General features: G+C 67.9%; 11 protein-coding genes. 3 read left to right on the forward strand and 8 right to left on the reverse strand.

The genetic code is table 11. From position 1 onward, the window contains the following. Nucleotides 1-29 precede the first annotated feature (29 nt). The 6 genes from DB31_RS29120 to DB31_RS29145 all read right to left on the reverse strand — a co-directional run bounded on the left by DB31_RS29120 (nt 30) and on the right by DB31_RS29145 (nt 7,438). A complete protein-coding gene (locus DB31_RS29120; protein ID WP_044193531.1) occupies nt 30-1,349 on the reverse strand; it encodes a di-heme oxidoreductase family protein in 1,320 nt (439 codons plus the stop codon). 19 nt (nt 1,350-1,368) lie between these two features. Beyond that, nucleotides 1,369-2,451, reverse strand: a complete 1,083-nt coding sequence (locus tag DB31_RS29125) for an imelysin family protein (protein WP_044193532.1) — start codon at nt 2,449-2,451, stop codon at nt 1,369-1,371. 27 nt (nt 2,452-2,478) lie between these two features. Then, the gene (locus DB31_RS29130; protein ID WP_240486942.1) at nt 2,479-3,891 is read right to left on the reverse strand and encodes a hypothetical protein; all 1,413 of its coding nucleotides are present in this window, start codon (nt 3,889-3,891) and stop codon (nt 2,479-2,481) included. A gap of 128 nt (nt 3,892-4,019) precedes the next feature. Then, nucleotides 4,020-4,922: a DUF3108 domain-containing protein gene (locus DB31_RS29135; protein WP_044193534.1), complete on the reverse strand. Its 903-nt coding sequence runs from the start codon at nt 4,920-4,922 to the stop codon at nt 4,020-4,022. 35 nt (nt 4,923-4,957) lie between these two features. Next, entirely contained in the window at nt 4,958-6,625 is a 1,668-nt protein-coding gene (locus DB31_RS29140; RefSeq protein ID WP_044193535.1) for a DUF4091 domain-containing protein, read from the reverse strand. A gap of 30 nt (nt 6,626-6,655) precedes the next feature. Continuing rightward, the gene (locus tag DB31_RS29145; protein WP_044193536.1) at nt 6,656-7,438 is read right to left on the reverse strand and encodes a DUF3108 domain-containing protein; all 783 of its coding nucleotides are present in this window, start codon (nt 7,436-7,438) and stop codon (nt 6,656-6,658) included. Between the two features lie 262 nt (nt 7,439-7,700). Between DB31_RS29145 and DB31_RS29150 the strand changes: the two genes are divergently transcribed. Beyond that, the gene (locus tag DB31_RS29150) at nt 7,701-7,916 is read left to right on the forward strand and encodes a hypothetical protein (RefSeq protein WP_044193538.1); all 216 of its coding nucleotides are present in this window, start codon (nt 7,701-7,703) and stop codon (nt 7,914-7,916) included. A 12-nt stretch (nt 7,917-7,928) separates the two neighbouring features. Here DB31_RS29150 and DB31_RS29155 read toward each other — a convergent pair whose 3' ends face one another. Together DB31_RS29155 and DB31_RS29160 are read right to left on the reverse strand one after the other, a co-directional pair. After that, on the reverse strand, nt 7,929-8,594 hold the full coding sequence (locus DB31_RS29155; RefSeq protein WP_044193540.1) for a YggS family pyridoxal phosphate-dependent enzyme: 666 nt from the start codon (nt 8,592-8,594) through the stop codon (nt 7,929-7,931). Next, entirely contained in the window at nt 8,591-9,187 is a 597-nt protein-coding gene (locus DB31_RS29160; RefSeq protein WP_044193541.1) for a Maf family protein, read from the reverse strand. The genes DB31_RS29155 and DB31_RS29160 overlap by 4 nt, the downstream gene beginning before the upstream one ends. A 51-nt stretch (nt 9,188-9,238) precedes the next feature. On the opposite strand from DB31_RS29160, the gene DB31_RS29165 reads away from it, so the two are divergent. Both DB31_RS29165 and DB31_RS29170 read left to right on the forward strand, forming a co-directional pair. Beyond that, nucleotides 9,239-10,321, forward strand: a complete 1,083-nt coding sequence (locus DB31_RS29165; RefSeq protein WP_044193543.1) for a sensor domain-containing diguanylate cyclase — start codon at nt 9,239-9,241, stop codon at nt 10,319-10,321. Between the two features lie 111 nt (nt 10,322-10,432). Next, nucleotides 10,433-12,088 carry an FAD-binding oxidoreductase gene (locus DB31_RS29170; RefSeq protein WP_169787110.1) on the forward strand — a complete coding sequence of 552 codons (1,656 nt, stop codon included), beginning with the start codon at nt 10,433-10,435 and terminating at the stop codon, nt 12,086-12,088. The last annotated feature ends 12 nt before the right edge of the window (nt 12,089-12,100 follow it).

Here is a 12,100-nt window from a genome sequence, read left to right on the forward strand (position 1 = left end):
CGCGTTCGCGGCCCCCGTGGCTCCGTGGCTCAGAGCGAGCCCAGGAACTTCACCAGTGCCTCGCGATCCGGGGCCGACATCGCGCGGAAGCGCTCCCGCGAGCGCTCGGCCTCGCCTCCGTGCCAGAGGATGGCCTCCTCCAGCGTGCGTGCGCGGCCATCGTGCAGGTAGCCCGCGTAGGGCAGCACCGTCTGCGTCAGCCCAACCCCCCAGAGCGGCGCGGTCCGCCACTCGTTGCCGTCCGCCACGCCATCCGGCCGTCCATCCGCGAGCCCTGGCCCCATATCGTGCAGCAACAGGTCCGTGTACGGGTGGATGCGCTCGTGGGCCAGCTCCGGCAGCGGGTGGTCCCCCGTCTCGAGCGTCTCGCGGTGGCAGCTCTCGCACCCGGCGGAGCGGAAGAGCTTCTCGCCCTCCTGCACGTCCGCGTTGTCGAGGGCGGTGCGCGCCGGCACGCCGAGCGACTGCGCGTAGAAGGCCGCGGCCTCCAGCGTCGTCCTCGACAGGTCGTGGGTGCCGTCGGGCTCTGGGAAGAGCGGGTTGGTGACGCCCATGTCGTTGACATAGGCCTCGGCCGATTGCTGGAGCAGATTGGGGCTGTTCGCCTTCAGCCCGAAGCGTCCCGGGGCCAGCGCCTGCGCTTGGACATCCCAGACCTCGTTGAGGCGGCCGGAGATGCCGTCACCGTTCTTGTCGTTCGGATCCTCCATGGCGCGCAGGGTGGAGGTGGGCACGGCCTCGAGCAACCCCAGCCCAAAGACGGGAGGCGGCAGCCGCAGCGAGGTGAGCAGGTCCGGAGGCAGCGAGGAGCCGTCGCTCGGGGTGATCTGGATGCGCGGAGACCGCAGGCTGAAGGCCGCCCCATCTCCGTAGGTGCCAGAGCTCTCCTCCCAGGACAGCGCGACCGAGGCCTCGGGCGTGTAGCCGTAGACGGCCTGGTCGGCGATCTGGATGCCCAAGCCCGGCACGGGGACGGCGCCGTTCGGGTGGTTCAGCGTGCCGCTGGGGAGGCTGACGCGGACCAGGAGCTGGGTGCGCTGCGGCCCGGTGCCCATCACCGGCATGCCGCGCCCATTGCGCAGGTGGCAGCCGTTGCACGAGGTGTTGTTGTAGAGCGGCCCCAGCCCCGGGTTCACGGGCGCCATACCCGGGACGAACACCGCCGCGAACGCACTGTCCCCCACCCGGTGCAGCGTGAGCTGCTCGGGCGTGAGGTTGGGGGCAGGCTGGGCAAATGCCAGCGAGGTCCGATCATCAATGGTGGTGGCGCCTCCCGCGCGAGGCGGCTCGGAGTCTCCGCAGCCCGAGAGCAGCGCCACCACGGCGCCCAGTGTCATGGCCTGTCGCATCGCAATCCCCCCAGAATGCTCAGCGCGACGTGAAGGGCTTCACGTCGGTCTCGATGGAGTTCTGGAGCTTGCGGATGGCGACCTGCGCGGCCTCGATCTCGTCCGCCGCGTTCGGATTCTTGATGGACTCGCGGAACGGCTCGGGGATCTTCGCGAGCGCCTCAATGGCGGCGGTGATCTCCTGGCGGATGCGGGCGTCGACCTCGGGCTTCTCGGACTTCACCAGCGCCGACAGCGTGTGCTCGCTCGGGGTCGCGCCCGGCAGGCGGCCCAGGTAGACGTTCTCCACACTGCGGATGTTGTTGGAGAAGTCAGACAGCGAGTTGTAGGCGAACTGGCTCTCCACCAGCTCCGGATCCTTCGCGTCGTACGGGTCGGCGATCTTCCCGTTCGCCACCTCGTCCAGGATGTTGATCATGCCGCCGACCATCTCCTGGGCCGCGGTCTCCACGGAGGGATAGGCGGTGTTGCCCGCCGTGCCCGCTCCGGCCAGCACGTCCCGGTACGGCAGGCGGCCGTCCACGGACTGGGTCCACGCGTTCGACAGCGCGGCGCCGATGTTCTTCAGCTCGGCGGAGATGGCCTTCAGGTAGTCGAACTGGCGCTGGTTGAAGTCCGACACCTTCTTGGTGCGGCCCTCGTCGAAGAGGAGGTACTCCATCGTGTGGAAGCCCTTCTGCGTCTCCTGGAGGGTGCTCACGTAGCCCGGGGTGAAGTCGTCATTGCTGGCCAGGACCGCGTCCAGGTCCGAGCGGTTCACCGGCCAGCTGTCCAGCGCCGGGTCGTAGCCGTACGAGTCCACGGGTCCGAACAGGAAGCCCTCGCTCTGCTCCCAGGGCGTGCGCGCGGCGAACCAGGCCTCCTGGGCCGCGGTGAGCTTCGCCTGAGTGGGATCGGCGATGAGTGCATTCACCGCCACATCCAGCGCGTTCAGCCGCGTGGACAGCTGCTGGTAGGTGGGTACCACCACGTCATCCGCGAGGTGGTTGATGATCTGCGGATCGAACGCGTGCTGGGACTGCTCTCCGTCATCGGCGCAGGCGGACAGCGCCAGCGCGCCGGCGAGGGTGAGGACACGGAAGGGGAGACGGGTGAGCTTCATGTGAGGAACCTCCTGGGAGCGGTGAAGTCAGTAAGAGAAGCCGGTGGAGACACGGACTGTGTTCTCCGGACGGAAGCGTGAGGAGTCGCCGAGGCGGCGGTGGCTGAAGTCGAGCTTCCCGAAGCCCATTCCCGCCAGGGTGTACGCCGCGCCGACCGTGTAGATGGAGCGTTCAAAGCGCGCGTTGTCGAAGAGCTCCGTGCGCGGTTTCACAATCGAGTCCGCGTAGTCGAAGCGGACGTAGGGCTCGAGCCGGTGGGCCTCGCTCAGTCCCAGGCGCGGGGCGATGTCGAAGCCCAGCTCGGCCCAGACGGCCAGTGCGTGGTCGGCCACGGGCGTGCGCGGCACGTTGAGAAAGTTGGACAGACGCGCGTTGCGCGCGGAGATGGCCCCCGCGTTCTGCAAGTAGCCCCACATCGCCAGCGCCTTGGCGCGCCACGGGCCCTGCTCCAGCGACAGGTGCGCGTCCAGCAGCAGCAGCGGCGCGGACACATAGCCGCAGGGCGCCACGTCACGCGGGTTGCCGTCCTCGCACAGCTTCAGGAGGTCCGGCTTGGGACGGTTGCGCGTCGAGTCCCCGTAGTACCCCGAAGCCCCGAAGACGAGCCCGTCGAAGCGGGTGACGTCCGCACGCAGCACGGCGGCGAGGTCCGTCGCGCGGACCATCTCGAAGCGGCGCTGGTGCCCCTCGGCCACCCAGCGCTGCGAGCTGAAGGCGGTGGAGTCCAGCCCGTTCACCACCTGCGCCGTGAGCTGCATGCCGCCCACCTTCGCGACGGCCTGCAGCCCCATCTCGTCCCACGTGTTGGGGATGATCAGCGTCTCGGCCTCCGAGCGGATCGTCCCCAGGTACTGGGTCGGGCGGTAGAACGCGCTCAGCGTCCCCACCGCCACGTAGAAGCGCCCGAGCGACACGGCGAAGTGCTCGCCGAACTCCTTCTTCAGGTAGAGCTCCTCGATGAGGACCTCGCCGCCCTTGTCCACCTCTTGCTCGAACTCGCCGAACTCCTCGTACTCGAGCTCCATCGCCGAGCCGGTGCCGCCGTGCTCGAACTCCACCTCCACCTCGGCCTCGATCCCGTACTCGGGCAGGCCGCCCTCCACTTCCAGCACCACCCGCGTCGTGTCGAACGTCAGCCGCGAGTCCTTCTGTGCGCCGCCCTCGCGGTTCTGGTTCAGCCCGTGGTTGTAGTAGGCGAACTGCAGATCCGCGTACCCGCCGACCGCCACCTTCAGCTTCGGGCGCTTCTTCTTGTGCTCGTCCTCCTCGTCCTCGTCCCGGTCCTCGTCCTTGTGGACCTTGGCCTGACGGTACTCCTGGGCCTCGCGGCGCTCCTGGGCTTCCTTCTCTTCCTCCTCGCGCTCCTCGGCGCGGGAGACGAAGGGCGAGAACAGGGTGACGGCACACAGCAGGGCGGAGAAGAGGATGGAGGGGCGCATCGATCGGCGCGCACCCTAGCCAGGAAGAATTTGATTTTGCAAATCGGAATCAATTTGAGCGCAAAAAGCTCCCCCTGTAGCGGGGGAGCAGGGGAGCGAGGCCTACAGCAGGCAGCCGAGCGAGGCGGCTACCACTTGAGCTCTTCCTTGCCCTGGGCGCGCTTCTCCTTTTCACCAGGGCGCGAGTAGGCAGTGAGGGTGGCGCGCACGGCGCCCAGGTCGATGGTGCCCACGGCGACCAGGGGCAGGCGGCGCGCGTCGTCGGAGATCCACACGTGGATCTCGCGCTTCTGGCTGGGCCGATCCAGACGGACTGCGGTGCCGGTGAGGTACCAGGCGTCGAACTGGCCCACGGGCAGCGAGACGCGCTCGCGCTTCACCACCGTGCCGTTCAGCCGCCACAGCCGGCGGATGCCATACACGTCGAAGCAGAGGGGCAGGCCCTCCTTCATGGGCAGCTGGCGCATGAGGTAGATGGCGCCCGCCACGTCCAAGCCGTCCTTGTCATAGGTGTAGTTGAAGTGGCCGGCTCGCTGGCCCATGACGAAGTCCACCTTCACGGAGCGATCCTTGGCGCCGAAGGCCACGTCCACCTTGCGGCGGACCTCGTTCTCGGTGGCGTCCTCGGTGTAGCGCGAGGGCCGCAGCGTCTTCGGGTGGAGGTAGCTGGTCCCCACGCCCTGCACCCGGCGCACCTTGGAGAAGAAGGTGTTGGTCTGCGCCTCGATGGACACCGGCAGGGTGCCCTTCTCGGGGCGCTGGACGCGCATGGTCATCTTTCCGGCCTGGGCACCCAGCGCGTCCAGATCGAACTCGAGCTGCTCGCCAGGCATGAAGGCGATGGGCGTGTACAGCGCGGGCAGCGCGGCAGGGCACGCGGGCACGGGGGCGGCGGGCTCCGCCGGCGGAGCGGTGTCCTGGCCTACGGGCACCTCCTGGCCCTGAGGCTCGGGGCCGTCGGGCACCTGAGCGAAGGCGGCGGATGCGGCGAGGGCGAGGCAAGCCACGAGAACGTTGCGCATGGAGGTCATCCGTCTTTGGGAGATGGGCGGAGCAGCGGGTGGTTTCAACGTCGGACGCCAGGACGCTTCGCATATTCGGAGGCGTCCCAGCGCTTGCGCAGTTGGGCTGTCAGGTTGTGTCGGACCTGCTCCCATGTTGCGACATTCTGTTCAATTTCATAGCCCGAGCGGGCGAGCCGCCGAGCGAAGGCCCGAGCGGGCTCCGCGTCCCCAAGCCGGGCGAGCAGGTGCAGGTACTCATAGTCTTCGAGCCCATCGCGGATGTGCTTGAGGCGCAAGGACACCACGGGTTGTGGCTCCTTTGTCCCGAGGCGCTCCGGCGTGCCGGGATAGAAGAGGGTGCCGTCGCCGTTGCCGCCGAACTCGAAGACGCCCTGCCATGGATCCTGCGTGTTGTAGGCGTAGACGGTGTCGAAATAGAGCTCGCCGTCCACACCGGTGAGGAAGGCCAGCGGCCCCATGCTGCGGTTGAGCGGGGCAGGGTGGTCCACCATATAGGAGGCCCAGCCGGTATAGGCGCGCTCCACCGCCGGATCCTCGGCGGGGCCGCCGGTGCAGCCATGGGAGTTGCAGCTCTGGTACCACCACACCCGCGTCCCGGAGCGCAGCTTCGAGCGCAGCTTGGAGAGGGGCACCACGTTCGGGCACGTCTCCAGCTCCCAGCGAGGGAAGAAGCAGTTGAGCGTGGGCGCGAGGATGTCCGCGCTGCTCTGAATGCCATCATGCAGCGCCGAAGTGACGAGCACCGGGATGTCCTTGCCTGCAGCCTTCACCCGAGAGGCCTGCGTGCGCACCAAGGCCATCTCCTCCGGCTTCGGCTCGTCTTTGGCGTAGAAGAAGAGCTGCGCGGACCAGCCCTTGCTGCGGAAATGCTCGGCGAAGGCGCGGTAGTACGCCACCTTCTCCTGCTCGGTCTTGCACTGCGAAGAGTCGCGCACGTCGGCGGTGGTGAAGCGGGCCCCCGAGGGCAGCGCGGTTCCTTCGAAGAACGGCGCCATCTCCTCGTCATACGCGCTGAAGTCCACCACCGCGCGGCCGTCCTCGAAGCGCACCGGCGGCGCGTTCATGCTCATGCCGTACGCGCTCAGGCGGTGCTGCAGCAGGGCCTTCCCGTAGGCGCGCAGCAGCGTCATCGCCTCGGGAGACTCCGGAGCGAGCTTGTGCCCCCGGGCGATGCTGTAGAGCGAGATGCCAAAGCTCGTGGGCAGCGAGGACGTGGCGGGCAGCGCGAAGGGCTGGACCTCCACCGTGAAGGGCACTGGCGCCACCGCGCCATCGTCCGCCTTCACGCTCAGCTCACCCCGGTAGGTGCCCGGCTTCTGCTCCGTGGGCGCGCACACCTCCACGTAGAGCACAGCGGGCAGCTTGGGGTCTCCGGGCACGTTCACGGGCAGCAGTGGATCCGGCCAGAACCCCTTCGCTCCCATGCTGTTGGAGGGCGTCTTCACCTCGATGAAGCCCTCGCGCCACAGCGAGGCGGAGAGCGCGGAGCCCGGCCCCTTGAGCGTGAGCGGCTTCGCCGTCACCTGGCGGACGTTGCCGGGGAGGACCACCTGCGTGCCCTCGCACTCGCCTCGGGCCAGGCTCAGCTGGGCCTCGGTGGAGCCCTTGAGCGTGACGCCCGGCCGCACCTTCACCAGCGGAGACACCACCTTCGGCCCCGGAGATGCCGCCAGGGCCGCCATCACCACCCACGCCCATCCCGCTCCCATATCTCCACCTTCCGCGGCCAGGCCGCCCGTCTAGTCGTTCATCGCCATCATGCGGCCCTGCTTGTACTCGGCGAGGTCCGCCACAATGGTTCCCAGCACGAAGTCCGCCTCGATGCGCACGGGCAGGTGGCTGCGGTCCGTCGTCAGGTAGGCCACGATGTCGCGTTTGGCCTGCAGTCCACCGGCGAACTCCGTCTGGAGCTTCAGGCGGAAGACCTCCCGCTCGCCCAGCGCCGTCTTCAGCATCTGCCGGCCTTCCACCTTGGCCTTCAGCATGAAGTGCTTCGAGCCCGTGAACACCGGATAGATGTACTCCTGGCCGTCCTGGATACCCCGGCTGCGCAGTGCGAACGTCGCGCCTGCGAGATCCATGGCACCCTCGGGCAGCTCGTGGGTGGCCTCCACGGGGGCGGCGCCCTCCTTCTGCCGGACGACGTGCGCGGTGCGCGTGTCCTTCATCTGGATGCGCTGGCGGCGGCGCTTGTTGTTCTCGTCCACGAAGAAGTCACTGCCCACCGAGCGCTGCCCCTCCTCGTGCCAGTACGAGACGAACTTATCCTTGATGGGCCACACGCCGACGACCGGGTCCGTCTTGGCCAGCGACACGATGGGCCACACCTGTTGGCCCCACTGCTTCATGGGCGCACCCACGGTGATCTGCGCCGTGCCCGCCGTCACCCCCAGGTACTGCACGCGATAGAGCGCCTGCTCTCCGGGCGCGAACGCCGGAGTCTCTGCCTGCGCCAGGGCGACACTGGAAAACATCATCCCGGACAGCAGGCCCATGAAGGCACCCTTGAACCGCGTCTGCATATTGGACTCCCAAGGTAGGTAGCCGGACTTCCTGCCGCCAAGGTGCCCCATCCAATCCCTTCCCACTGGCGTGCAATTCCCTGGACGCGCGCACCCCCCCACCATTCAAAGGCGAGCACTCCCTGGGTAGGCAAGAGTCGCACAGACGCGCCAAGAGTGCCTACCCCCCCATCTACCGAGCGTGGAGCCAAGGGCGCGGCACTGCTAGCGTGGGCCTCACGGGATGCGGTGCGCCGCAACCCCGCAGAGGAGAGTGGACTCCATGCAGGACTACGGCAGCTTCGACGACGACGACGACAAGAAGGGCAAGGGCAAGTCGGGCAAGGCCATCAAGGACTGGGACTGTCCCACGTGCGAGGCCAACAACCCGACGGATGAGCCCATCAGCAACAGCTCGGAACTGCGCTGCAACTACTGCGGCAACGAGTTCACGGTGTCTTTCAGCGACACCGGCAAGATGAAGTTCAAGGAAATATAGAGCGCTCGGCGCTTACGACCGCTCGCCAAAGATGGCGGTGCCCACGCGCACCAGCGTGGCACCCTCTTCGATGGCGAGCTCGAAGTCGTGCGTCGTCCCCATGGACAGGCCCGCGAGCCCGTGCGCGCGGGCCAGCTCGCGCAGTTGCCGGAAGTAGCCGCGCGCCTGCTCCAGGTTCTCCGTGGGCGGAGGGAGCGCCATCAGCCCCTCCATTCGCAGGCCGGGCAGGGCACGCACCGCCTCCAGGAACGGCCCCAGCGCCTCGGGCTGCAGCCCGCTCTTGGTCTGCTCGCCGCCCACGTTCACCTCGGCATAGCAGGCCAAGGGAGCGTCGGCCCGGCGCTTGGAGAGCTCCTGCGCCACCTCCAGCCTGTCCAGCGCGTGGAAGGCGTGGGCCACCTTGGTCACGTACTTCACCTTGTTCGTCTGCAGCGGCCCGATGGAGTGCCAGCGCAGGCCCTCCAGGCCCGCCAGCTCTGCGGCCTTGTCCCGCAGCTCCTGCGCGTAGTTCTCCCCGAAGTCGCGCTGGCCCGCCTCGTACGCCTCGCGGATCAGCGCCGCGGGCTTGAGCTTGGACACCGCCACCAGCGTCACCGACTCCACCGGGCGCCCCGCGCGTGCGCACGCCGCGGCCACCCGGGTACGAATCTGAGACAGCCGCTCCGCCACTTCGCTCATGGACCCCTCCAGGGCGTGGGAACGCCCGCGCGCATCAGGAGCTCGAGAGTTTCCCCCAGCGGTAGGCCGATGACGTTGGTCGGGCTGCCCTCGATGCCGGAGACGAGGAAGCTGCCCTTTCCCTGCATTCCGTAGGCCCCTGCCTTGTCCAGGGGCTCGCCGGTGTTCGCGTACCAGTCGATCTCCCCGGCGGACAGTGTCCGGAACGTGACGCCGGTGCGCACCACCATCGACTCCTGGGCTCTGCCGGCCAGTGCTACACCCGTGTAGACGGCGTGGGTGCGGCCAGAGAGTTGGGTGAGCATCTCCCGGGCCTCGGTGGGGCTGGAGGGCTTTCCGAGCAGCTCGGTGCCCAGGGCCACGGTGGTGTCGGCCGCCAGCACCCAGGTACCTGGGAAGCGCTCGGCCACGGTTCGGGCCTTCTCCCGGGCCAGTCGGAGCACGTAGACGTCGGCGGCCTCTCCCGGAAGGGGGGTCTCGTCGATGTCCGCGGCTGCGATTGTGAAGCGCAGCCCCAACTGGGAGAGCAGATCCCGCCGCCGGGGCGAGGCGGAAGCAAGGACGAGGGACGTAGATTCCTCTAGAGTGGGCATGGTGGAAGGCCTGAAGCCCTTAGCAGAACTGCGCCTCGGAGTGGACTCCCGATGAACCCCGCGGATCTCCTGTCAGCCATGAAGCGGACGGTGGAGCAGCTGGCCGCGTTCAACGAGATCGCCAAGGCGCTCACCTCCACGCTCGAGCTGAAGGAGGTGCTCAACCTCGTGATGCAGAAGGTGAGTGACCTGCTCCAGCCGCGCAACTGGTCGCTCATCCTCCTGGACGAGAACACCGGCAAGCTCTCCTTCGAGGTGGCCGTCGGCGAGGGAGCCGAGGCCCTCAAGAATCTCCAGATCCTCCCGGGCGAGGGCATCGCCGGCACGGTGTACTCCACGGGCCGGGCGCGCCTGGTGGATGACGTGGGCGGCGATCCCGCCTTTGCCCCGCGCTTCGATCAGGCCTCCGCCTTCCGCACGCGCTCCATCCTGGCCGTGCCCCTCATCGCCCGCGGGCGGGTGCTCGGCGTCATCGAGCTGGTGAACGGCCCGAGGGATCCGCCGTTCTCCCAGGACGACCTGACCACGCTCACGGCCATCGCGGACTACGCGGCCATTGCCATCGAGAACGCGCGCAACTTCCGCCGGGTGCAGGAGCTGACGATCACCGACGAGCACACCGGCTGCTACAACGCGCGGCACCTGCGCGCGCAGCTGGATCACGAGGTGCGGCGCTCGCAGCGCTTCCACCACCCGCTGTCGTTGGTGTTCCTGGATCTGGATCACTTCAAGGCCGTCAACGACACCCACGGGCACCTGGTGGGCAGCGCGCTGCTGAAGGAGGTGGGGGAGTTGCTGATCGCCTCCACGCGCCAGCTGGATCTGGTGTTCCGCTACGGCGGCGACGAGTTCGCGCTTCTGTTGGTGGAGACGGCTCCCGAGGGCGCGATGACCATCGCCACGCGCATCCGCGATGCGTTCCGCGCCCGTCGCTTCATGCAGTCCCATGGACTGGAGATCCGGCTGACGGCGAGCCTGGGGGTGGCCACGTTCCCGGACCATGCGCGCTCCGCCACGGATTTGGTCCGAGCGGCCGACTTCGCCATGTACGCCGCCAAGGCCCAGGGCCGGAACGAGGTGTGCCTCGCCGAGCGCCTGTCCTCGGATCCCAGCGTGACACCGCCCACACGCTGAGTGTGGAAATCCCTAAGGCTGTCCTCTGAAGAACAGAAGCGTCAGCGCGCACCGATACTCTTTCGGGCAGGCTGGGGATTCCCCCTTGTCCGGCACCGAATGCGCGCATCCATGGAACTCAACTACGACGTCAAGAAGATCGAGATCAAACGACGGATCGCCGAGTGGGCTCGGCGGCCAGACTCTGACTTCACGCGCTTTCAGATCACGCGTCAGCAGGCGATTGATCTCACCTGGGAGACCAGTGGAAGGCTCGTGTTCCCGTGGGATCCGGAATACGACCCGCTGCGCGCGGTAGCATACGTGAACTTCGAGAACGTTCGCCCGGCGGCCATCGGCGTCTGCGAGACGATGCACGACGTGCGGGCCTTCATGCGCTTCATCCGCGCACAGCGTGAGGTGAATCCGTCCTTCCGCTGGGTGCCTCGCTCTGGCGGGCACAGCACGGCGGGCTACTGCACCGTCGAGGGCGGGCTCATGCTGGACGTGCGCGGCCTGAATGACGTCTTCGTCCAGCCGCAGCGCAAGCTCGTGCACGTCGGCCCGGGCGTGCAGATGCGGGACTTCTACCGCGCCACGTATCCGTATGGCCTGTTCGCTCCGGCCGCCATCTGCCCGGATGTCCGCGTCGGCGGCATGATGCAGGGCGGTGGGTTCGGCTTCGCCTCGCGCATGTTCGGGATGAACTGCGACGCGGTGAGCGAGGTAGAGCTGGTGCTGGCCGATGGCCGCCCGGTGATTGCCAACGAGCTGAACAACCGCGATCTCTTCTGGGCGGTGCGCGGCGGCACGGGCAACCAGTTCGGCATCCTGACGCGGGTGAGCTACCGGCTCTCGCAGCTCTCCGAGGTGGGCGCCGTCCTGCTGCAGTTCAACCTGGGCACGGACGCGGAGGCGGCCCAGGGCGCCGCGGCGCTGGATCTGCTGCAGCGCAAGTTCATGGGCTCCAACCACGACCGCCGCCTGGGCTACCTGTGCGTCATCCAGCACGGTCCCAACTGGGCGGGCCCTTACCTGCTCGTGCGCGTGATGTACCGCGGCGACACGAGCGTGTGGCGCCAGATGCTGGGCGAGCTCATCGCCATGCCCGGCTGCCAGATTCAATGGGAGGCCCGGGGCTCGTACTACTCCATGAACAACAAGCTCATGGGCTACGCGCAGGAGCCGGACACGCTGGGCGATGAGCTCACCACGCTCGCGACGGTGCCTCCGCAGGAGAAGCAGACGCGCTACTACGAGCGGCCGCTGGGCGTAGCGGCGTGGCGCCAGATGGTGGACCACATCCGCAGCGCGGCGACGACGCTCGCGTTTGCTCCGCAGATGGTCATCGAGCCCGCGGGCGGCGCCATCAACGAGCGCAGCCGCGGCTTCAACGCGTACATCCACCGGCGCGCCGACTTCAACACGTACCTCAATACCTACTGGGACACGCCGGCGGAGAAGTCCAAGGCGTTTACCTTCATGGACCGGTGGCTGGAGATTGGCCGCCCGTTCAGCAACGGCGAGGCGTACCAGAACTACCCGAAGCCCTATTACACGAACTGGGCGCGGCGGTACTGGGCCGAGTACTACCCGGTGCTCTGCCTCATCAAGCGCAAGTACGACCCGACCAACGTCTTCAGCTTCGAGCAGAGCATCGGCGCGGATGGCCAGCTCGCCAGCAGCTCCATCGGCGATATCTCCGAGCTCGTCCCGGACATCGCCCGCGCCCTGCGCAAGCCCGTCGTCCTCCCGGAAGAGATGGAGGAGGAGGACAGCGTGGCCTGAGGCCGCTCGAGG

The sequence above is a fragment of the Hyalangium minutum genome (assembly GCF_000737315.1).
Classification (GTDB): domain Bacteria; phylum Myxococcota; class Myxococcia; order Myxococcales; family Myxococcaceae; genus Hyalangium; species Hyalangium minutum.